Origin of the sequence: Glycomyces sp. NPDC046736, assembly GCF_040645615.1 — a bacterium.
Lineage (GTDB): Bacteria > Actinomycetota > Actinomycetes > Mycobacteriales > Micromonosporaceae > Glycomyces.
The window spans coordinates 58855-79855 of record NZ_JBEYYO010000010.1; the positions used below are offsets into that span (position 1 = coordinate 58855).

19 protein-coding genes are annotated in these 21001 nt (G+C 69.9%); 7 read left to right on the plus strand and 12 right to left on the minus strand.

Going from position 1 to position 21001, the window contains the following annotated elements; genetic code table 11:
- Positions 1-17 precede the first annotated feature (17 nt).
- The gene (locus AB0B28_RS11840) at positions 18-1256 is read right to left on the minus strand and encodes a helix-turn-helix domain-containing protein (RefSeq protein WP_360119917.1); all 1239 of its coding nucleotides are present in this window, start codon (positions 1254-1256) and stop codon (positions 18-20) included.
- 394 nt (positions 1257-1650) lie between these two features.
- Here AB0B28_RS11840 and AB0B28_RS11845 point away from each other — a divergent pair, with 394 nt between their 5' ends.
- On the plus strand, positions 1651-1905 hold the full coding sequence (locus AB0B28_RS11845; RefSeq protein WP_360119919.1) for a hypothetical protein: 255 nt from the start codon (positions 1651-1653) through the stop codon (positions 1903-1905).
- A 158-nt stretch (positions 1906-2063) separates the two neighbouring features.
- Here AB0B28_RS11845 and AB0B28_RS11850 read toward each other — a convergent pair whose 3' ends face one another.
- Positions 2064-2858, minus strand: coding sequence for a metallophosphoesterase (locus AB0B28_RS11850; protein WP_360119921.1), 795 nt, complete (start codon positions 2856-2858; stop codon positions 2064-2066).
- Positions 2859-2998: 140 nt separating this feature from the next.
- On the opposite strand from AB0B28_RS11850, the gene AB0B28_RS11855 reads away from it, so the two are divergent.
- Positions 2999-5038, plus strand: a complete 2040-nt coding sequence (locus AB0B28_RS11855) for a M3 family metallopeptidase (protein WP_360119923.1) — start codon at positions 2999-3001, stop codon at positions 5036-5038.
- A gap of 74 nt (positions 5039-5112) precedes the next feature.
- On the opposite strand, the gene AB0B28_RS11860 is transcribed toward AB0B28_RS11855, so the two are convergent.
- The 6 genes from AB0B28_RS11860 to AB0B28_RS11885 form a co-directional block, all read right to left on the minus strand.
- Entirely contained in the window at positions 5113-6816 is a 1704-nt protein-coding gene (locus AB0B28_RS11860; protein WP_360119925.1) for a stealth family protein, read from the minus strand.
- A 231-nt stretch (positions 6817-7047) separates the two neighbouring features.
- Positions 7048-7689: a 2'-5' RNA ligase family protein gene (locus AB0B28_RS11865; RefSeq protein ID WP_360119927.1), complete on the minus strand. Its 642-nt coding sequence runs from the start codon at positions 7687-7689 to the stop codon at positions 7048-7050.
- 76 nt (positions 7690-7765) lie between these two features.
- Entirely contained in the window at positions 7766-9490 is a 1725-nt protein-coding gene (cydC, locus tag AB0B28_RS11870; protein WP_360119929.1) for a thiol reductant ABC exporter subunit CydC, read from the minus strand.
- 322 nt (positions 9491-9812) lie between these two features.
- Positions 9813-11510: a thiol reductant ABC exporter subunit CydD gene (gene cydD / locus AB0B28_RS11875; protein WP_360119931.1), complete on the minus strand. Its 1698-nt coding sequence runs from the start codon at positions 11508-11510 to the stop codon at positions 9813-9815.
- Positions 11507-12517, minus strand: coding sequence for a cytochrome d ubiquinol oxidase subunit II (gene cydB, locus AB0B28_RS11880; RefSeq protein ID WP_360119933.1), 1011 nt, complete (start codon positions 12515-12517; stop codon positions 11507-11509). The genes cydD and cydB overlap by 4 nt, the downstream gene beginning before the upstream one ends.
- A 15-nt stretch (positions 12518-12532) precedes the next feature.
- A complete protein-coding gene (locus AB0B28_RS11885) occupies positions 12533-13945 on the minus strand; it encodes a cytochrome ubiquinol oxidase subunit I (RefSeq protein WP_360119935.1) in 1413 nt (470 codons plus the stop codon).
- 147 nt (positions 13946-14092) lie between these two features.
- Here AB0B28_RS11885 and proC point away from each other — a divergent pair, with 147 nt between their 5' ends.
- On the plus strand, positions 14093-14899 hold the full coding sequence (gene proC / locus AB0B28_RS11890) for a pyrroline-5-carboxylate reductase (protein WP_360119937.1): 807 nt from the start codon (positions 14093-14095) through the stop codon (positions 14897-14899).
- An 84-nt stretch (positions 14900-14983) separates the two neighbouring features.
- Complete coding sequence (locus tag AB0B28_RS11895; RefSeq protein ID WP_360119939.1) at positions 14984-15463, plus strand: GNAT family N-acetyltransferase; 480 nt, start codon at positions 14984-14986, stop codon at positions 15461-15463.
- A 176-nt stretch (positions 15464-15639) separates the two neighbouring features.
- Here AB0B28_RS11895 and bfr read toward each other — a convergent pair whose 3' ends face one another.
- The 4 genes from bfr to AB0B28_RS11915 all read right to left on the minus strand — a co-directional run bounded on the left by bfr (position 15640) and on the right by AB0B28_RS11915 (position 18781).
- Positions 15640-16122 (minus strand): bacterioferritin, encoded by a 483-nt coding sequence (gene bfr / locus AB0B28_RS11900; RefSeq protein WP_360119941.1) that lies wholly within the window; start codon positions 16120-16122, stop codon positions 15640-15642.
- A gap of 160 nt (positions 16123-16282) precedes the next feature.
- Positions 16283-16468 carry a (2Fe-2S)-binding protein gene (locus tag AB0B28_RS11905; RefSeq protein ID WP_360119943.1) on the minus strand — a complete coding sequence of 62 codons (186 nt, stop codon included), beginning with the start codon at positions 16466-16468 and terminating at the stop codon, positions 16283-16285.
- Positions 16469-16580: 112 nt separating this feature from the next.
- Positions 16581-17588, minus strand: a complete 1008-nt coding sequence (locus AB0B28_RS11910; protein WP_360120060.1) for a GntG family PLP-dependent aldolase — start codon at positions 17586-17588, stop codon at positions 16581-16583.
- A 182-nt stretch (positions 17589-17770) separates the two neighbouring features.
- The gene (locus AB0B28_RS11915) at positions 17771-18781 is read right to left on the minus strand and encodes a hypothetical protein (protein ID WP_360119944.1); all 1011 of its coding nucleotides are present in this window, start codon (positions 18779-18781) and stop codon (positions 17771-17773) included.
- 113 nt (positions 18782-18894) lie between these two features.
- On the opposite strand from AB0B28_RS11915, the gene AB0B28_RS11920 reads away from it, so the two are divergent.
- The 3 genes from AB0B28_RS11920 to AB0B28_RS11930 all read left to right on the plus strand — a co-directional run bounded on the left by AB0B28_RS11920 (position 18895) and on the right by AB0B28_RS11930 (position 20954).
- Complete coding sequence (locus AB0B28_RS11920; RefSeq protein ID WP_360119945.1) at positions 18895-19560, plus strand: DUF3159 domain-containing protein; 666 nt, start codon at positions 18895-18897, stop codon at positions 19558-19560.
- Between the two features lie 91 nt (positions 19561-19651).
- On the plus strand, positions 19652-20398 hold the full coding sequence (locus AB0B28_RS11925) for a Crp/Fnr family transcriptional regulator (RefSeq protein ID WP_360119946.1): 747 nt from the start codon (positions 19652-19654) through the stop codon (positions 20396-20398).
- Between the two features lie 31 nt (positions 20399-20429).
- On the plus strand, positions 20430-20954 hold the full coding sequence (locus AB0B28_RS11930; protein ID WP_360119947.1) for a hypothetical protein: 525 nt from the start codon (positions 20430-20432) through the stop codon (positions 20952-20954).
- Positions 20955-21001 lie beyond the last annotated feature (47 nt).

Here is a 21001-nt window from a genome sequence, read left to right on the forward strand (position 1 = left end):
GCCCGCCGCCCGCGGGTTCAGCTCAGGGCCCCGACCTCCTCGGCGAGGCGGCGCATCTCCGGGAGCGGTTCGCCCTTGGTGCGGTGGAGGATCTGGTCGATCAACTCGATCGCGTGCGGGCGGCACCGGATCTCGGAGGGGGCGTTGCGGTCGGCGGTGACCAGGTGCCTTCCGGCCATCTCGATGTCCCCCACCTGGACGCACGCGCGCGACATGTCGAGGTGGTGGTGCGAGCGTCGTTCGGCCACGAGGTCGGCCAGCGCGGCGGGCGGGATGCGGTCGTGGACGGCGAGGGCGTCGGCGCCTTCGCCGAGTTCGACGAACGCGGCGGCGCGGTGCAGCATGACGTTGGTCGGCCCGAACGAGGTGTAGTAGTAGTTCGCGTCGCGGCCGAGGATGCCGGCGGCGCGGGAGGCGCTGTCGAGCAGGTCGTCGCTGGTGTCGCTGTCCCCGGCGAGGGCGGCGGCCATGGCGCCTTGGAGCAGGAGCGCGCCGTAGACGCTGATCTCGGCGGGCGTGGAGGCTTCGCCGCCGGTCTCGGTGATGAGGCCGTGGGCGACTTGGACGTTGAGGTCGAGTGCGGCCTGGTAGCGCCCGAGTGCCCTGAGCGCGTTGGCGACGCGGGTGGTGGCGATGCCGGCCAGGAGCGGGTCGTTGCCGCGGTTGGCGGCCGAGATCGCGCGGTCGGCGGCGAGCCAGGCGAGCTGGGCCTCGCCGAGTTTGCGAAGGACCGTGGAGGCGATCTGGTAGACCTGCGTCATGAGTTCGGCGGCGTCGGCGGCGGTGCCGCCGACGGGTTTGTCCTCGGCGACGGGGGTGTCGCGCAGGAGCTGGATGAGCGATCGGGCCACGACCGGGTAGTGGCCCTTCTCGAAGGCGAGCCAGCAGTAGTTGACCGCGCCGCGCAGTTGCGGGATCGGGGTCGGGTCGATCGGCGCGGCTTCGAGGAAGCGGCCGAGTCGTTCGTAGCGTTCGAGGGATTGGCGGATGGATTCGACTTCGACTTGGTCGAGGCAGCCGCCCAGGCCTGGGCGCCTTCGGGGTTCGCGGCCGAGGAGCTGGCCGGCGTCGACGCTGAGCGCCTCGGCCAGCTCGGTGATGACCGAGTACTTGTCGAGGCGGCGGACGCCGCGTTCGATCTTGTCGACCCAGCTCTTGGACTTGCCGATGCGGTCGGCGAAGACCTGCTGGGACATGCCTCGGCGTTGTCGCCAATAGGCGACACGCCTCCCCATGGGTTGCGTTTCGGACTCCATGTCAGACCCCACCGTCTCTAGGAGTTGCGTGCGGACGTCGGGGCCGGGCCCCGTTGTGCCGGTGCAATGTTCGGTTGTCGCGTGTGTTCGTTGTGGCGGCCGCTGGCGCGACCAGACGTTCGCGGCCGCCGCGGCGGGAGGCGAGTTCGGTTTGGCCTGCGGCGTCGTGATGCCGCCTCGTCGTCCCGTCACTATGTGTTTACCGTCTTTCGCGTTCGCGCACAACGGTCGTCAGCTTCCGTTGTCACGCTGCGCGGGACCTTGATCACAGTGTGGCTCACTCGACTCGGAACAATGTCGCCCATCTGGGCTTATGACCGTTTTCGGTCGCCCGAACGCGGGAAATCTGCACATGCAACGTGTCGATTCAAGGGGTTCAGTCGTTGTGTCAGATATGAGACACAACCGAGTCGTCGAGCGCCGCGAACATCGGCGCGCGCTTCGCAGGGCCGTGCTGTCGGCCGTTCTCGCCACCGCGATCGGGGCCGGATCGGGCTACGCGATCGCCTTCTCGCCGCTCGCCGGATGGATCGTGGTCGGCATCGGCGGGGCCGTGGCGCTCACGCTGTGGGTCGAGTCGAGGGCAGGGCGCGCGGCGACCGCGCCGCCGGTCGCGCGGTTCCTGTTCGCGGCGCAAAGCGAGGACTGAAAGCCCCCGCTCCCCCCGGGGACCGCGGCGGTGTCTCCCGCGTCGCGGTCCCTGCCCCCTCTCGACCGGCCCGCGACGGCCGGATGTCGCGCGTCGTCCCCGCACTGACGCGCCCGATGGCGGCGGCCGCCCGATTCCACCCGGGCGGCCGTCTCCGGTCAGTCGAGGCGGACCACCAGGCACTTGCCGCCTTGGTAGACGCCGCCGTCGACGTTGAGCACGAGGCCTTCGCAATAGCGGCGGGCCTGGGTCACCTGGCTCGGTTCGAGTTCGGTCGTGTCGGGGATCGTGGAGTGGCCGTGGACGAGTTCCTCGCCGCCGAACGTGCGGAGCATCCCGCGCACCCGGGCCGGGCCGCCCTCGCCGAGGAACTCGTGGCGGCGGGTCAGCTCGCGGAAGAGCTGCCACCACTCCTCGGGCTCATCGGAGGACATGACGGCGCGCACGGCCGCGTTCACGGTCTCGACGCTGCGCCCGTACCCGAGATAGGACTCGGTGTCTGCGTGGATCAGCAGGGACTTGTCGGCCACGTGCATCACCTGGCGGGTCTCCAGCCACTCGACCTCGTCCTCGGTGAGGTCGCCGAGCTCGTCTTCGAAGCCGCCGTTGAGGACCCACCAGTGGAGGAACTGCCGGTCCTGGCCGTCGACGTCGGTGAAGGCCACGTCGCCGAAGCGCCGCGAGCCGAGCACGAGCACCTCGTGGTTGCCGATGAGCGTGTCGACCGAGCCGCCCTCGGCGGCCGACTCCTCGGCGAGGCTGCGCAGCAGCCGCACCACGGCCACGCCCTCCTCGCCGCGGTCGAACAGGTCGCCGAGGATCCACAGGCGGGCGGCCCCGCCGGTCCAACGGGCGTCCTCGTCGACCAGATCCCGGTCGCGTAGCGCCTCCACGAGCGCGTCGTAGTGGCCGTGGATGTCGCTGGCCACGAACAGCGGACTCGTATCAGGCATGGCGTCGATGTTAATCCGACGCGAGGCCGCGCGGTGAGGATGTCGGGCCCTACCTTGCGAGCAGGCGAACCAACTTGCCGCGCGGCAGGTGCGCGGAATAGGATTCGGCCACCGCCTGACTCAGCCAGCGAGGAGCCTCCGTGACCGAGAACCCGTTCCTGACCAAGTCCGACCTGCCGTATCAGTTGCCGCCGTTCGCGAGCGTGAAGACCGAGCACTACCTGCCCGCGTTCGAGGCCGGCATGGCCGAGCAGCTCGAAGCCGTGGCCGCCATCGCCGCGAGCGACGAGGAGCCGACCTTCCAGAACACGGTCGTGGCGCTGGAGGAGTCCGGCCAGGGCATCCTCAAGCGGGTCAGCCTGGTGTTCTACAACAAGAACTCCTCGGACACCGACGACGAGATCAACGCCGTCGAGACCGAGATCAGCCCCAAGCTCGCCGCGCACTCCGACGCGATCTTGATGAACCCCGAGCTGTTCGCCCGCATCGACGCGATCTGGAACCGCCGCGACGACCTCGGCCTCGACGAGCAGGACGCGCGGCTCCTCGAGCGGTACCACACCGAGTTCGTCCGCGGCGGGGCCGCGCTCGACGAGGCGGGCAAGGAGCGCCTCGCCGCGATCAACACCGAACTGGCCGAACTGGCCTCCAAGTTCAACCAGCAGATCCTCGCCGACATCAACGACGCGGCCGTCCACGTCACCGACGAAGCCGAACTCGACGGCCTGGGCGCCGACCAGATCGGGGCCGCCGCCTCCGCCGCGAAGGACCGCGGGCTCGACGGCTGGCTCATCACGCAGTCGAACTTCTCGCGCCACCCGCTCCTTGAGGATCTGAAGAACCGGGACCTGCGCGAACGCCTCTACAAGGCCACCATCGGGCGCGGGCGCGGCAACGCCGCCACCCTGCTGCGGATGATCTCGCTGCGCGCCGAGAAGGCCCGCCTGCTCGGCTTCGACCACTTCGCGGCCTACATCGCCGCCGACGGCACCGCCGGGAACGCCGAGATCATCGCCGAGCGGCTCGCCGGCCTCGCCGAGGCCGCGGTGCGCAACGCCAAGCGCGAAGCCGCCGACCTCCAAGAGGTCGTGGACGCGCAGCAGGGCGGGTTCGAACTGGCCGCGTGGGACTGGTCGTTCTACGCCAAGCAGGTCCGCCAGGAGAAGTACGGCTTCGACGCCGAAGCGCTCAAGCCCTACCTCGAACTCGACCGGGTCCTCGTCGACGGCGTCTTCCACGCCGCCGAGAAGGAGTTCGGACTGACCTTCCAACTGCGCGAAGACCTTCAGGGCTACCACCCCGAGGCCCGCGTGTGGGAGGTCTTCGACGACGGCGAGCCGCTGGGCCTGTTCGTGGGCGACTTCTTCACCCGCGACTCCAAGAAGGGCGGCGCGTGGATGAACCCGCTCGTCGTCCAGTCCGACCTCACCGGGAACAAGCCGGTCGTCGTCAACAACCTCAACATCGTGGGGCCCGCGGAGGGGCAGCCCCCGCTCGTCACCGTCGACAACGTGACGACGCTGTTCCACGAGTTCGGGCACGCGCTCCACGGCCTGCTCTCGGCCTGCCGCTACCCCAAGACCTCGATGACCTCGACCCCGCGCGACTTCGTGGAGTACCCCTCGCAGGTCAACGAGATGTGGGAGCTGTGGCCCGAGGTCGTGGCCAACTACGCGCGCCACCACGAGACCGGCGAGGCCGCCCCGGCCGAGCTGCTGGCCCAGTGGGAGGCCTCCAGCCAGTTCGGGCTCGGCTTCGCGACCACCGAATACCTCGGCGCGGCCCTGCTCGACCAGGCCTGGCACCGGCTCACCCCCGAAGAGGTCCCCGACGGCGGCGACGACCCGGCCGCGGCCGTGGAGGCCTTCGAGCGCCAGGCGCTCGAAGCGGCCGGGATCTACCTGCCGCAGATCGCCCCGCGCTACCGCTCGGGCTACTTCGCGCACATCTCCATCGGCTACGCCGCCGGGTACTACTCCTACATCTGGTCGGAGATCCTCGACGCCGACACCGTGGAGTGGTTCAAGTCCAACGGCGGCCTGACCCGCGAGAACGGCGACCACTTCCGCGCCACGCTGCTGAGCAAGGGCGGCTCCATCGACCCGATGGAGTCCTTCCGACGCTTCCGCGGCCGCGACGCCGAGATCGAACCGCTATTGGAGCGGCGCGGCCTGAAGTAGCCGCACGGTGAAGGGCCCGGAACTTTCGCTCCGGGCCCTTCACCATTGCCGCACGAGGTCGTGCGCCTCTTCGCCTACAACGCCAGCGGGCGCTCGAACGGGGACGGGACCGGGAAGTACGACTCCAGGAATCGCCGCATCAGCGCCGAGCGCTCCTCGGCCTGCTCCTCGGTGAGGCCGGAGTCGTTGATGCAGAACGTCTCCTGGTCGCGCCGCTCCAACAGGAGGTCGAAGCGCTCGGCCACGTCGGGGGTCCCCAGCTCCAGATACGCCGCGCGGGTCTGGGCCGCCACGGCCCGGCCCGAGAAGTACGCGTAGTAGTGCTGGAGGGTCACCGTCGACACGTCGGCCACGTCCCGGAACGCGCTGCGGGCCGTGCGGGCCATGTCCGCGTCGAACTCCTTCGCGACCTCGGCGAGCACGCTGCGCCGCAACGGATACGGGACATGCCGCATCATCCGCGAGATGGTCCGCCCGAAGGCCCCTTCGAGCAGCGCCCGGTCGTTCTTGAAGGCCGCGTTGGGAGGCGAGTCGGCCCGGCTCACCGGGTCCATCCCGATGAACGTCTGCGCCGGGAAGAACCGCGCCAGCCCGTTCGGCTCGAAGAACGCCTGCGGCCCCACCGGACGGCCCACGAACATGTCGTCGTTGAAGTACAGGAAGTGCTCCGAGAGCCCCTCGATGCGGTGGAGCTGCGTCTCGATCGCGTGGGAGTTGAATGTGGGCAGCGCTTCGGCGTCGTCGAACAGGTCGGCGTGGTCGACGACCGTGATGCCCGGCGCGTCCGCGTCGAGCCAGTGCGGGCGCTGCCGGTCGGTCACCAGGTAGACGTGGCGCACCCACGGCGCGTTCAAGTGCAGCGAACGCAGCGAGAACCGCAGCTCCTCGCGGTCGATGAAGCGCGAGGCGTTGGCCGACTCGGCGTGGTACGGCGAGAAATCGGCCTCGGCGCGGCGGCGCAGCCACGCGTGGTCGGCGCCGTCGACCCAGGTGTAGACCACGTCGATCGGGAAGTCCACGTAGTCGGGCGCGGGGCGCGCGAACTCCTGGCGCGTGGCGACCGGCGGCAGCATCGCCTTGGGGCCGTGGGCCAGCGCGGTGAACAGCCGCCCGGGGGCCGACACCCGGGGGCCGCTCTGTCGCACGACGGGGCTGACGCGGTTGTGGCGCGGGGCCAGCAGGTGGCCGTCGCCGGTGTCGGACCAGAACTCGACGTCGCAGCCGTAGTCGGGGCCGAAGACCAGATCGCGGCCGCCGTCGGTCCACAGCCACGACGCGCGCACCAGTGGCACGTCGCCCATGTCGGCGCGGCGGGCCCACTTCGGACGGTTCAGGTCGAGCTCCGACTCGCGGAACGCCGGCTCGGGCACGGTCAGGCGCCCGCCGGTCGAATCGCACAGCATCGCCAGCGCGGTGCAGACGCGGTGGCGGTCGGCGGCGTCGACGGCGAGCACGGGCCGGGTGAGGCTGAAGCCGGGCACGGCGAAGAAGTCGACGCCCGCGGCGGTGAGGATCGCGGTGACGATCTCCAGGTTGCGGCGCCAGACTTCGAGCGGGGTGGGTTCGGCGAGGGCGTAGGCGGGGCGGATCTCGCCGTCGTGGAGGACGTGGCCGCAGGCGAGGTCGGTGAAGAAGCCGTAGGGCTCGGTGACGTGCGCGCGGGCCTCGACGGGGTGGTCGAAGCCGGGTTCGGTCGCCTCGTCAAGCGGCGGAACTTCAAGCGATGGAGCGAATTCGGTCGAACGGGTTGCGATACGACGGTCATTGGCTGCGAACAATCGACACCTCCTGACACTGACGGCGATGCGCCGCTCCGGGTGGTCCGGGAATCTGCCGGCAGGTGGGAGGGGGTCGTCGATGACCACGCCTGAACGCCACGTGGCCGGTCTCTGACACGTGTCTCAACAGTAGGCCACATGCCGGTGACGAAATGGTGTCAGATACGCGTCTCAGGCGTCAACTGATTGGGGCGCGCCGATGGGGGCGCGCCCGGTGGACTTTCGTTTTCCCTACGCGCCCAAGGGGATTCGGGCGACGTGTTCCCACGTGTAGGTCGCGGCGTCGGCGGATTGGATGACTCGGACCAGATCCACCCCGGTGACGGTGATTTCCGTCCTACCTGGGCGGACGTCGCGGAGGCGGTTCTGGATCGCGCCGCGCTGGGTGTCGGCGCCGACGTCGTCGGAGCGGTAGGAGAGGGAGACGTGGCCCGGGCCCCCGGAGGGGCGGCCCACGTTGCCGTCGACGACCTCGTCGATGACCTCGACGCAGGCGGCGACGAGGCGGTCGAAGCCGTTGCCGGGGAACGTGTCGAGCATGATCGCGCCGGTCGCGGCCAGGGCGGGGCCGATGGTGAGCGGGAAGGCCGGGATCTGGGCGGCGCTCTCGCGGAGGCGTTCGATCAGGCGCTGCCTGACCGGTTCGGCGATGGCGGCGGCGTCGCATTCGACCGAGGCGACGGTGGCGTGGAGCCATTCGTGCGGGACCGGGCGGTCGCCCTCGGCTTGGTCGATCACGTCGCGGTAGGACTCGGCGACGGCTTTGACCTGGTCGAGATCGGTCAGGTAGACGTGGAGTTTGGTCCAGCCCTCGGGCCAGCGCTGCCCCGAGGCGGGGGGCTTGGATCCGGGTGTGGGCGCAGATGTGTTCACTGCTGCATCAATGCCTTAGCGCGATTCTGGAGTCCCGGCGGCCCGGGCGGGCGCCGTCGGCGGTGGCCGTTCTCGGTCACGCCGTCCCGGGAGTGTACCCAGTGGAGGCCCGGTCCAATAGCGGACTGTTCGGCGCGTCACGCGGTGTCGGGACGGGCGGGCGGAGGTCGACGACGCGGTCGACCACGCCTTCGGGCAGGGGCCGGTGGGTGATGATGATGGCGGTCTTGCCTTCGAGGGCTGCTGCGGCGGTGCGCAGGACGCGTTCGGCGGTCTGGGAGTCGAGGTGGGCGTCGGGTTCGTCGAGGATGAGGATCTCGCGGTCGGCGAGGAGGCAGCGGGCGAGGGCGATGCGGCCCCTCTCGCCGCCGGAGACGGTGCGGCCGTGTTCGCCGAGCGGGGTGCCGAGGCCGTCGGCGGTGCGGTCGAGGGCGTCGAGCCAGTCGCGCAGTCCGGCCCAGCGCAGGGCGCGGGTGAGGTCCGCGTCGGTGGCGGTGGTGCGGGCCAGGCGGAGGTTCTCGGCGAGGGTGGTGTCGAAGACGTGGGCGTCCTGGGAGCACAGGCCCACGGTGGTGCGCAGGTCGTCGCCGTCGTATTCGCTGAGTTCGACGCCGCCGAGGCGGAGGCTCCCTTCGTAGGGCAGGAAGCCCATGAGGGCGGCGGCGAGGGTGGACTTGCCGGAGCCGGAGGGGCCCATGATCGCGACGCGCTCGCCGGGTTGGACGGTGAGGTCGAAGCCTTGCAGGGCCGGTCCGTCGGCGCCGGGCCAGGTGACCGAGAGGCGTTTGATCTCCACGAACGGGGGTCCGCCGAGCGGGTTGGGTTCGAAGTCCATCGGTTCGATCGGGTCGGGGCGCGGCTCGGTGGCGCGGGTGATGTCGAGGAGTCGGCGGCCGCAGGCTTTGGCGGCGGCGGTCTGCTGCGCGGCGGCGGGCAGGGCGAGCACGGGTTCGAACGCGGCGAGCGGGACGAGGGCGATGCAGGCGAGGAGGACCCCGTCGAGTGCCCCGGCGCCTACGGCCGGGATGCCGGTCCACAGCGCACCGCACACGGCGGCGGCCATCGCGGCCAGCCCGGCGCTCTGCCCGAGCCCGGCGGTCCAGGCGATGCGTGCGTGGGCGCGGCGCAGGCGCTCGTCGCCTTCGAGGACGCGTTCGAGGGCGATGTGATCGGTCCCGGCGGCGACGAGTTCCTCGCGGCCGTGGAGGCAGGAGCGCACGCCTTCGGTGAGGTCGCCACGGGCTTCGGCGGTGGTGCGCGCGGCGAGCCGGGAGGCCCAGGTGGCGAGCGCGGGCCCGACGAGCGCGGCGGCGAGCAGGCACACGGCGAGCACGATCCCGGCCGCGGGCAGCAAGGTCCATTGGAGGACGACGGCGACCGTGGCGGTGATGACGGCGCTGGTGAGCGGGAGCGCACCGCGAAGCCACCGGTCCCCCACGCCGTCGACGTCGTCGACGAGTCGGGCTTGCAGGTCGCCGGTGCGCCACACGGGAACCCCGGCGGGAGCGAGCCGGACGAGCTTGCGCCACACGGCCACGCGGAGGCGTTCGAGGCCGCGGAAGGCGGCGTCGTGGGAGACGAGGCGTTCGGTGTAGCGGAGCACGCCGCGGCTGATCCCGAAGAGCCGTACCGAGGTGATGGCGACCATCAGGTAGAGGATCGGCGGCTGCTCCCAGGCGCGGGAGATGAGATAGGCGGCGACGGCGAGCAGCGCCAGCGCACTGAGTTGCGAGAGTGCACCGAGAGTCGCACCGAGGCCGAGCCGGAGCGCGATCGTGTCGCCCTGCTTGAGGATGCTCACGAGGTCACCTTTCGGTCGGCGGTCACTGGCGCTGCGAGGCGGCGCGAAGCGATCGGAGCGACGCGGCACTGTCGGCGGGAATCGGGCCCCGGCCCATTCGCGTTGCGCACGCAAGCCACCCGATCGGCCGCGATGCATGCCGATCGGCAGCCCGAAGCGGATCGGTATCCCCGAGCGCACGCAGACCTCGGCCCTATCGCGTTGCGCCCCCGCTCATCAGCGGCCGCACACGCCGTCAGAGTGAGCGCACTCCGCCGGGCGTATGTGGGCCCCGGTCCGATCGCGTTGCCATCGCGCATCGTGTTTCGCATTTTCCGCGTGCTCACCACGCCACCTCCCGGTCCGCGATCGCTCGCAGTGCTGGGCGGTGGGAGGCGATGACGACCGTTCGGTTCTCGCGGTACGGGGCTAGCGCGTCGATGACCGCTTGCTCGGTGTCGGCGTCGAGGTGGGCGGTCGGTTCGTCGAGGAGCAGTACCGGGGTGTCGAGTTGGTCGGCCCGCAGTAGGAGCCTGGCGAGGCCCACCCGGGCGGCCTCTCCCGCTGACAGGCCCGCGCCGTTCGAGGCCACCTTGCGGCGGGCGTCCGGGGCCATTGCCTCTGCGATCGCCTTGGCCACCGCCGGATCGGAGGCCTCGCCGGGGACGGCGAGGCGCACGTTGTCGGCCACCGTGCCGTCGATGAGCACCGGACGCTGCGGGAGCCATGCGATCGAGCGGCGCACTGCCGCGAGGTCGAGCCCTGCGATGTCCGCGCCGTCGAACGCGATCGAGCCCGAGACCGGTTCGCGGAATCCCAGCAGCGCGGCCATGAGCGTCGACTTGCCCGCGCCCGAACGCGCCGTCAGCACCGTCGTCTGCCCGGCCGGGACCGTCAAGCTCACCTCGGGCAGCGGCTCGCGCCCCGGGTAGGCGAACACGGTGCGGCGGAACATGATCGTCGGCGCGCGTTCGAGCGGCGGCGGCATGAACGGGGCGCTCGGCAGCGCGGTCGAAGCGGTGCGCGGGGCCGGGGCCGGAGCGGCCGGGCGTTCGGGATCTGCGTCGAGGATCGCGAAGACCCGCTCCGCGGCGGCGAGGCCTTCGGCGCTGGCGTGGTACTGCGCGCCCACGTTGCGCCACGGCAGGTACGCCTCGGGCGCGAGGATCAGCACCAGCAGCGCGGTCTGAAGCCCGGCGGCCCCGGCCAGGCCGCCGTCCACGAGCTGCACGCCCACGGTCACCGCCACGACCGCCACCGACAGGCTCGCGGCCAGTTCGAGCACCAGCGCGGAGCAGAACGCGATGCGCAGCAACCCCATCGAGCGCCTGCGGTACTCGCTGGTCGTGGCCTCGATCGCGCCCGTCTGCTTCCCGGCGCGGCCGAAGGCCTTGAGCGTGGGCAGCCCGGCCACGAGGTCGGCGAAGTGGTGCGCCAAATGCGCGGTCGAGGCCCACTGGCGGTCGGCGCGGGCGCGCGTGTAGCGGCCGATGAGGATGCCGAACAACGGGATCAGCGGTAGCGTGACCAGCACGATGAGCGCGGCGGGCGGATAGGCGGTGAGCATGACGACCACGACCGCGAGCGGCACCAGCGCGGCCAGTACGAGCTGGGGCAGGTACCGCGCGAAGTACGCGTCCAGCGCGTCGATCCCGCGTACCAGGAGCTGCGCGGTCTCCCCGGTGTGGCGTTCCCCTGAAGGCAGCCGCATGAGCCGTTCGAGCGCTTGGCGGCGCAGGCCGGACTTCACTCCTGCGCTCGCGCGATTGGCCGCGGCCTCCTGCACCGAGGCGAGGAGCGCGCGGGCGCAGAGGACCGCCGCAAGCGCGATGAGCTGCGGCCCGAGGGCATCGAGGTCCTCGCCTCCGGCGAAGGCCCCGGCGATGAGCGAGGCCATGAGCCAGGCCCCGGCGATCACGCACGCGGTCTGGGCGAGGCCGAGCCCGGCGCACACTCCGATGTAGACGGAGGCCCCGCGGGCGCGGTGCAGGAGGCGGCGGTCGAACGTGCCCGAGCCGCGGTCGGGTGCGAGGGCGGTCATGCCTTGGCCTTCTCGGCCGGGATGTGGTCGACGGAGACGCGTTTTCGGAACACCCAGTACGTCCATCCCTGGTAGAGCAGCACGATCGGTAGGAACACGGCGGCGGCCCAGGTCATGATGCCGAGGGTCTTCTCGGTGGCCGCGGCGTTCTCGTGGGTGAGGCTGTTCGCCGGGTCGCTGGTCGAGGGCAGGACCTCGGGCCACAGCGCGCAGAACAGCGCGGCGGACGCGAGGGCGATCGTGACCGCCGTGGCCGCGAAGGCCTTCCCGCTGCGGCCTGAGTAGTCGAGGGCCAGACCGGCCACGAGCGTGAGCGCGGTGAGGATGATGAGCACCAGGGTCAGGCTGTTGCCGAACGCGATCTGGGTCCAGATCAGGAACGCCAGCGCCGGGATCGCGGTGGCCACCCCGAAGCGAAGGCCCAGGCCGCGGGCGCGCTCGGAGAGGTCGCCTGCGGTCTTGAGGTGCAGGAAGTACGCGCCGTGGGTGGTGAACAGCAGCAGCGTGGTGAGGCCGCCCAGGAGCGCGTAACCGTTGAGAAGGCCCCAGAAGGTCCCGGTGTAGTCGAAGTTCGCGTCGAGGGGGACGCCGCGCACCAGGTTGGCGACCACCACGCCCCACAGGAACGCGGGCACGATCGAGCCGACGAGGATGCAGCGGTCCCATTTGCGTTTCCATTGCGGCGAGTCGCCCTTGCCGCGGTACTCGAAGGCCACGCCGCGGATGATGAGCCCGATGAGGATGAGGAACAGCAGCAGGTAGAACCCGGAGAACAGGCTCGCGTACCAGTGCGGGAACGCGGCGAACATCGCGCCGCCGGCGGTGATGAGCCAGACCTCGTTGCCGTCCCAGACCGGGCCGATCGTGTTGATCATGGCGCGGCGCTCGCGGTCGTCGCGGCCGAGCACCGGCAGCAGGACACCCACCCCGAAGTCGAAGCCCTCCAGGACGAAGTAGCCGGTGAACAGGACGGCGATGGCGATGAACCACAGCGTCGTCAGATCCATGGAGCGTCCTCTCGGTCAGTAGGCGAAGGCCATCGGCTTGTCCGAGTCGTCGTCGGAGGGGCCGCGCGCGGAGGCGAGCGCGTCCTCCTCTGTGGGCGGTCCGGCCTTGGCGAACTTGAGGAAGAGCTTGAGGGCGACCACGGCGAGGATGAGGTAGACGAGGGTGAACCCGATGAGGGAGATCGCCACGGTGGCCATGCCCACGCGTGGCGACACGGCCTCGGAGGTCTGGTAGAGGCTGAACACGACCCAGGGTTGGCGGCCCATCTCGGTGAAGATCCACCCGGCGCTGTTGGCCAGGAACGGGGCGGCGGCCGTCCACATGACCACGGGCCAGAACAGGCGGTGGGCGGGCAGGCGGCCCCGGCGCGTGGACCACCAGACGATGAGGGCCATCGCCATCGCGAGGAGCCCGAACCCGATCATGAGCCGGAAGGACCAGTAGGTGACCGGGATGTACGGCACGTAGTCGCCGGGGCCGAACATGGTGTTGTACTGGGCGTTCAGGTCGTTGATGCCTTCGACGCGGCCTTGGGGCGAGCCGGTGGCGAGGTAGGAGAGCAGGCCGGGGATCTCGATGATCGGGGTGCCGTGGCGCCCGTCGAGGGTGCCGACGGTGAGCACGGAGAACGGCGCGTTGTACGAGGTCTGGTAGAGCGCTTCGGCGGCGGCCATCTTCATCGGCTGGGTGGCGGTCATGACCTTGCCGAGGGCGTCGCCGGAGAGGACGAGCCCGATGCCGCCGACGAGGGTGGTGAGGATGCCCAGGCGCATCGCGGGGCGGTGCACGTCGAGGTCGCGGCGGTGCATGAAGTGGTAGCCGGAGACGGCGACGACCACGGCCCCGGCGGTGAGCCAGGACGCGAAGATCGTGTGCGGGAACGAGGCGAGCGCGACCGGGTTGGCCAGGACGGCGCCGAAGTCGGTGAGCTCGGCCCTTCCGGCGGTCTCGTTGAGCTGGTAGCCGACCGGGTTCTGCATGAACGCGTTGGCGGCGAGGATGAAGTACGCCGAGGCGATGGTGCCGACGGCCACGAGCCAGATGCACGCGAGGTGGAGGCCGGGCTTGAGGCGGTCCCAGCCGAAGATCCACACCCCGATGAACGTGGATTCGAGGAAGAACGCGACGAGCGCTTCGAACGCGAGCGGCGCGCCGAAGATGTCGCCGACGAAGCGGGAGTAGGCCGACCAGTTCATGCCGAACTGGAACTCCTGCACGATGCCGGTGACCACGCCCATCGCGATGTTGATGAGGAAGAGCTTGCCCCAGAACTTGGTGGCGCGGAGGTAGGTGGTCTTTCCGGTTGCGCGCCAGAGGGACTGGAGGATCGCGACCAGGAGCGAGAGGCCGATGGTGACTGGTACGAAGAGGAAGTGGTAGACGGTGGTGACCCCGAATTGGATCCGGGCCAGGTCCAGAACGTCCATATCGCCCCAATCGTCCATTGAGTGCCTGGGTTCGATTATCGTGGCAGCCCGTCCCGTCCCAGGAGACGAAACGCGCGACAGGATGATTTTTCGGATCCGGGGCGCGAGGCACAATCGAGGGGGCAGTCGATTGCGTGAGGAGACGATATGCGGACGGTCACCGTGCTCGGGGCGGGGAAGATGGGGCAGGCCATCGTGTCGGGCCTGCTGCGGGCGGGCTGGTCGCCGGAGGCGGTGATCGCCACGGCCCGAAGCGAAGCGCGGGCCGATGAGCTCCGCGAGGCCTACGGCGTGCGGGTCGAGCCGAACGCCGAGGCCGTGCGGGACGCGGACGTGGTGGTCGTGGCCGTCAAGCCGCAGGACGCCGGGGCGCTGCTCGAAGAGCTCGCGGGGGCCTTCACCGCGAAGGCCCCGGTGGTGAGCATCTGCGCGGGACTTCCGGTGGCGTTCTTCGAGAAGCGTCTGCCCGACGGGACCCCGGTCGTGCGCGCGATGCCGAACACCCCGGCGCTGGTCGACGAGGCGATGACCGTGCTCTCACCGGGCACCCACGCCGACGCGGCCTGCCTGGACGCGGCCCTGGAACTGTTCAAGCCGCTGGGCCGCACGCTCGTGGTCGAGGAGAAGCACCAGGACGCGGTCACGGCGATCTCCGGTTCGGGACCGGCGTACTTCTACTACCTGGCCGAGGCGATGACCGAGGCCGGGGTGCTCATGGGCCTGCCGCGCGCGGTGGCCTCGGAGCTGGTCACCCAGACCGCGCTCGGCGCGGGCCGGATGCTCCGCGAGAGCGGCGGCTCCCCGGTGGAGCTGCGCGAGGCGGTCGAGTCCCCCGCCGGGACCACGATCAACGCCGTGAGGCAGCTCGACAAGCACCGGGCCCGCTCGGCGGTGACCGACGCGATCGAGGCGGCGAGGGACCGGGCCCGCGAGATCGCCGACGAATACGCGTAGGCGGACGAGCGACCGCCGCCTGGCTCGTTCACACCTGCGTCGGCGTCCAACCATGCGGATGCGAACGCTGTTCTAATGGCGGGTATGCGCGAAATTCGACAAGGACGGTTCGCCGAACTCGACGGTGCCGCGGTGTTCGCCCTGGCCAGGCTGCGGCAGTCGGTGTTCGTGGTCGAGCAGGAGTGTCCCTACCCGGACCTCGACGACCTCGACACCGATCCGGAGACCACCCATTTCTGGATCGACGGCGAGGACGGCACGGCCGCCGCGTGCCTGCGGCTGCTGCGCGACCATGGCGGGCACGGCCCGGCGGCCCCGTCTTCGAACGGGCTCAAGCGATGGCGGATCGGACGCGTGTGCTGCGTCCCGGCCGAGCGGGGCTCGGGGCTCAGCGGCCGGCTCATGGCCGCGGCGCTCGACTCGGTGGGCCCGGCGGCCGAGGTCGTGCTCGACTCGCAGGTGTACGCGGCCGGGTTCTACCGCAAGCACGGGTTCGCCGAGGACGGCGAGGAGTACATCGAGGACGGCATCCCGCACGTCCCGATGCGCCGCGCCGGGACCTGAACGCTCCGGAAGTTTCGGAAACTTCCATTCAAAGTACTGATATGTTACGATCCTCGGGGCGGCGCCCGCAAGGCGGCGGCCCACCACTGTGGTGGAGACGTGAGGGGCTCCGCCGCAAGAGTGAAGCACGGGGGCCGGCTGCGAAGCCGGCCCCCGTTTTCACGTGTATTCGCTGCTCATTCGCCCTCGGGCTGCTCGATGAGGGACTGGATGTAGAGCCCCTCGCCGATCTTCTCGATGATCGCCAGCTGCGTGTCGAGGTAGTCGATGTGGTGCTCCTCGTCTTCGAGAATGCTCCGGAAGAGGTCCCGAGAAACGTAGTCCTTGACCGACTCCATGTGCTCGATCCCGCGCTTGAGGCGGTCGATCGCCTCCACCTCGATCTCGCGGTCGCAGCGGAAGATCTCCTCCACCGTGGCCCCGATCCGCAGCGGGAACAGGCGCTGGTAGTTCGGCATGCCGTCGAGGAACAGAATCCGGTCGGTCAGGATCTCCGCGTGGCGCATCTCGTCGATCGACTCGGTCTTGGTGTACTTCGCCAGCTTCGTGTAGCCCCAGTGCTCCTGCATCTTGGCGTGCAGGAAGTACTGGTTGATCGCGGTCAGCTCCGCGGTCAGCTGCTCGTTGAGGAATTCGATGACGCGCTGGTCGCCCTGCATGGCAATCCGCCCTTCCAAGTCCGCGTCGGCCGCCCGGCCGACGACCCCAGACTAGGGCCGATTCGGTACGCATATCCAGCCAGGAATACCTAAAATAGGACAACCTAGCCTAACGGAGGAGCGCCTAAAGCGCCCGGAAAATCCCGACAAGCCCGGCGGTTCAGGCCGGCGCGGGAACCGATTCGGTGAAATAAGTCTCGATCATGTCCACGAGTCGCTCGTGGCAGGTGCCGCAGCTCGTCCCCGCGTCGCAGGCCTCGCCGATGGCCTCTTCGGTGTGCGCGCCGGCGCTGATGCACGCGCGGACCTCGGTCTCGTGGACCGCGTGGCAGATGCAGGCGTACACGCACCGACCTCCGGAGGTAAGGCTCAACTGAATAAGGCTTGCCTAACCTACCTTCGATCGCATCGATGCGGCAACCCCCAACGGGAGGATCACCCCGGGCCGAACGGCGGAACTACCCGGCCAGTTCGGTCAGGACCTTCACGGCGTGCTCGACGGCCGCGTCGTCCACGTCCAAATGGGTGAGGATGCGGCCCCAGTCGGGGCCGAGCACCGAGATCCGCACGCCCTGCTCGGCCGCGGCGGTCGCGAGGCGGCCGATCTCGGGGACGCGCAGGAGCACGATGTTGGTCTCGACCTGTGAGGCGTCGCAGAGCCCGAACGGCTCCAGGGCCCGCGCCAGGTGCAGCGCACGGGCGTGGTCCTCGCCGAGGCGCTCGATGTGGTTGGCCAGCGCGTAGCGCCCGGCCGCGGCGAGGAACCCGGCCTGGCGCATGCCGCCGCCGAGGCGCTTGCGGATGACGCGGGCCTTCGCGGCGCGATCGGCGTCGGTGATGAGCAGGGAGCCGACGGGCGCGCCGAGGCCTTTGGAGAGGCAGACCGAGACGGTGTCGAAGAGGCGGCCGTACTCGGCGAGGGGCACGCCGGTGGCGGCGTGGGCGTTCCAGATGCGCGCGCCGTCGAGGTGGAGGCCGAGGTCGTAGGCGTCGGCGAGGGCTTTGAGTTCGCGGAGGCGCTCGATGGGCTGGACGGTGCCGCCGCCCATGTTGTGGGTGTTCTCCACGGCGAGGGCGCGGGTGGTGGTGGCGTAGCCGCCGGGGAGGTTGATGAGGGGTTCGATCCGCTCGGGTTCGATGCGTCCGGCGGGTCCGGCCCAGGTGCGCGAGGAGACGCCGCCGAGCGCGGCGGCCGCGCCCATCTCGAAGTTGACCACATGGGACTTGACGTCGCACAGGAGCTCCTCCCCCGGCGGGACGAGGAGCTGGACGCCGATCTGGTTGGCCATCGAGCCGCTGGGGGTGAACACGGCGGCCTCTTTGCCGAACAGGGCCGCGGCCTCGGCTTCGAGGGCGTTCACGGTGGGGTCCTCGCCGTAGACGTCGTCGCCGACGTCGGCGGCGGTCATGGCGGCGAGCATGCCCGGGGTCGGGCGGGTCACGGTGTCGGAGCGGAGGTCGACGATCATGCGTCGACCCTAACGCTAGGGGGTGCGGGCGAGCCCCGGGTCGGTCGGTATCCGAGTCCATTCGTTCGCTCGCAAGGCGGAAGGCCCTCCGAATACCGGTGTTGTATTCGGAGGGCCGACAACGAAGCGAGCGGGCGAATGGGCCGGATAGCGGCCAGCCGGGGCTCGCCCGCACCCCCTTAGTAGGGGTTGTCGCCGTTTCCGATGCCGAGGACCGGGAGGTACATGCGTTCGCCGTCGGCGGTGAAGCCGTCGTAGACGATGTCGAAGAGGTCTTGGATGCCGAAGGCGCGCAGGGCGTCGACCATCATGTGGGCGGCCTGGCTGGTGGCGGTGCGGTCGGTGGAGTTGAACGAGCGCGACCAGTTGGGCTGGGCGCCGCTGGGGGCGCGGAAGCCCATGCTCGGGAGGTTCGACAGGCCCGAGCGCCACGAGCCGGAGACGGCGGCGCTGGCCTCGACGCGCAGGCCGCCGTCGACGAACGCGGCCACGTAGCGGGCCGACCAGTCGCCGGTGCGCAGCAGGACGGTGCCGGAGGTGTCGACGACGGGGACGTCGGCGGCCATGTCCTGAAGGAGGGAGCTGAGGCGTTCGGTGAACTCGCCGATGTCGTGGCAGGCCGGTTCGGAGGGGTGGGTGCCGGGGCGGGCGTAGGCGGCCCAGCCCGAGACATCGCCCTTGCCGACGGCGTGGGCTTCGAGCTGCTCGAACAGGTCGGGGGCGAGCAGGCGGAGGGTGACGCCGCCGTGGAAGCGGCGCAGGTGGAGCTCGAAGATCAGGCCGTCGCGATACCACCGGATCCAGGGGCCGCCGTCGCCGCCGCGGACTTCGGGGGCGCCGAGCTCACCCAGCATGGTGCGCAGGACTTCGCGGAAGATGAGCGTGCGGTGGTTCTCGCCTTGGCGGCCGCGTTCGGCCGAGCGGAGGACCATGACCTCGATGGAGTAGAAGTCGGCGCGGCCGGAGACGGGGGTCTGGGGCGGGACGGAGTCGGCGATGGCGTTGCCGGTCTCGTAGCCGGTCTCGGCGCGCCACATGCCGATGTCGACTTCGGCGGAGCGGACCTGCCAGCCCAGGTCGGTCATGGCGCGCTGGAGGTCGGCTTTGTTCCAGCGTCCGAAGTCGGTTTTCCTGGCACGGCGGAGCAGGTCGACGAGCTGTGCTTCGCTGATCCGATGTGTGCCGAGCATCCGGTACCGTGCCAATCCGTCCGTAGGTGGGGCTGCGGGCCGCAGGCCCGGGGTGCCACTGCGGTTAGGGTAGCCTTGCCTTCGTAACGGGATTCAGAACTAGGGGTTGGCAGTTGTCCGATACTGTGCGGCAAGACACGCTAGTCAGCCTACTAGGCGGCAAGCGCGGCGCCTTCGACGCCACCGCTCCGCTCGTGGTGTTCATCCTCACCTGGCTCCTGACCGGCAACTCGATCGCCTGGGGTGCCGCCGCGGCCCTCGCCTCGGCGGTGGCGATCGCCTCGATCCGCCTGGCGCAGCGGCAGAAACCGCGCGCGGTGATCCTCGGACTCCTCAGCGTCGCGGTCGCCTGCCTGATCGTCCTCTACACCGGCCGCGCCCAGGACATCCTCCTCCCCCGCATCGTCTCGAACGCCGCCAGCGCCCTGGTCTGGGCGGGCTTCATCGTCTTCCGCCGCCCACTCCTCGGCCTCATCGTCGGCGCCCTCCTGGGCCAGAAGACCCACTGGCGCCGCGACCCCGACCTGCTGCGCGCGTACTCGCTCGCGTCCTGGGCCTGGGTCGCGATGTACACGCTCCGCGTGGCGGTCTTCACCCCATTCTGGAACAGCGACGAAGAGGCCTTCGCGGTGGTGGCCGGAGGCCTGCTCCAAGTGCTCCTCTCCTGGCCCCTCCTCATCCTCTGCCTCATAGTCAGCGGCTGGATCATCAAGGCGACCCTCCCCCCGAACCACCCGGGCCTTCGCCACCCGGTCACGGTCGAAACGGCCGCTCCGTAAGCACCCCAAGCGATCCGAACAGAAGTCGGGTTCCCGACACGCGCCGGTCGCGTCCCCGAAAATCCTTGTGTGTAGCTCTACACTTAAGAACATGTCAGGCAACACACAGATGAGTGGATTCCTCACACAAGAGGAACTCACCCGCCTGCTGCCCACCGGCCACCCGGTGGCCTACGGAACCGGCACGATCCTGGTCCGCGAAGGCGACAAGTCCGACTTCGTGCTCTACCTGCGACAGGGCCACATCAAAGCGGTGGTGGGCGAACCGAAGTCGATCGCCTACATCTTCAGCCCGGGAAGCATCGTGGGAGAACTCGCCGCGATGACAGAGCAGCCGCGCACGGCCGACCTGATCGCACTCAACGACGTCGAGGCGCACGTGATCCCGGGTGCGGCATGGATGGAATTCCTGATGTCCGAGCCGCGGGCGAACCTCGCGATGCTGAAGCACCTGGCCGGCCGGATCGTCGCCAAAGACCTACCCGAAGTCGAGTCGGCGACGACGAGCGAGCACAAGATCGCGAAGGGCCTGGTGCGACTGATCGACGCCGGGATGGGTCAGGAAACCGGCGACGGCATTCGAATCACCGGGGTGACACAGCGGGACCTGGGTTCCCTCAGTGGGCTCTCACGCGAAACCGCGGCGGTCGTGCTGAGACGAATGCGGGAAGCGGGAACCGTGGCCACCGCCCGCGGAAGCCTGCTGATCCGCGACCCGGAGGCGATCGAGCGACTGATCCAACGCGACGATCGACGGCATTTAACTCACGATGCCGGCCGCTACCAATACGCCCCGGGCAGACGCGCCCGACATCGCCTCGGCCCGCCACCTCGATGAACCCATTGCCGTCGAAGGAGAAGGAACCGACGTGGCGGATGCCTCCAACGGCACCCATGATGGCGCTCAGCTTCTAGGACTGGTGTGGCGACTGGTCCGCGACGAAGGATTCGATCCGGCGGATTTCGTACTCGCCGGCAGTGCCAGATTGATGGCGACCGGATTCCGGCGGCGATTGTCCGACATCGACATCGTCGCTCGCGGGGAGACCTGGAGTCGGGCACGGGAGCTCGCTCGGGTCGGTCGCGGCTACACCGAGCGGACAGCGGTGAGCGGCGCGAGGGTCGTGCGCTTGTTCGAAGGCTTGGTCGAGGTCTGCGACCACTGGTTCATGCCCGGACTCGAATCGGATTCGATCATCGACCGCGCCGAGCGCATCGACGGGCTCCCTTACATGACGCTCGCGGACCTGAAGGCGTACAAGCAAAAGCTCGACCGCCCGAAGGACCGCCGAGACCTGGCGGTCATCGCAAGAAGCGAAGGCGCGCAGAGGCAATTGCCCCTCACGCCCGTTCTCCTCAGCGCGGATCGCGAAAAGGCGCTCGCGAGTGTCTGAGCAGAACTCAAGGACACCGGACGAGACCTGAAACTGCGACAATGCTC

Coding starts and splice junctions, on each gene's coding strand:
- AB0B28_RS11840 (WP_360119917.1), bottom strand. CDS start 1,256: ATGGAGTCCGAAACGCAACCCATGGGGAGGCGTGTCGCCTATTGGCGA.
- AB0B28_RS11845 (WP_360119919.1), top strand. CDS start 1,651: ATGAGACACAACCGAGTCGTCGAGCGCCGCGAACATCGGCGCGCGCTT.
- AB0B28_RS11850 (WP_360119921.1), bottom strand. CDS start 2,858: ATGCCTGATACGAGTCCGCTGTTCGTGGCCAGCGACATCCACGGCCAC.
- cydD (WP_360119931.1), bottom strand. CDS start 11,510: ATGACCGCCCTCGCACCCGACCGCGGCTCGGGCACGTTCGACCGCCGC.
- cydB (WP_360119933.1), bottom strand. CDS start 12,517: ATGGATCTGACGACGCTGTGGTTCATCGCCATCGCCGTCCTGTTCACC.
- AB0B28_RS11885 (WP_360119935.1), bottom strand. CDS start 13,945: ATGGACGTTCTGGACCTGGCCCGGATCCAATTCGGGGTCACCACCGTC.
- proC (WP_360119937.1), top strand. CDS start 14,093: ATGCGGACGGTCACCGTGCTCGGGGCGGGGAAGATGGGGCAGGCCATC.
- AB0B28_RS11895 (WP_360119939.1), top strand. CDS start 14,984: ATGCGCGAAATTCGACAAGGACGGTTCGCCGAACTCGACGGTGCCGCG.
- bfr (WP_360119941.1), bottom strand. CDS start 16,122: ATGCAGGGCGACCAGCGCGTCATCGAATTCCTCAACGAGCAGCTGACC.
- AB0B28_RS11915 (WP_360119944.1), bottom strand. CDS start 18,781: ATGCTCGGCACACATCGGATCAGCGAAGCACAGCTCGTCGACCTGCTC.
- AB0B28_RS11925 (WP_360119946.1), top strand. CDS start 19,652: ATGTCAGGCAACACACAGATGAGTGGATTCCTCACACAAGAGGAACTC.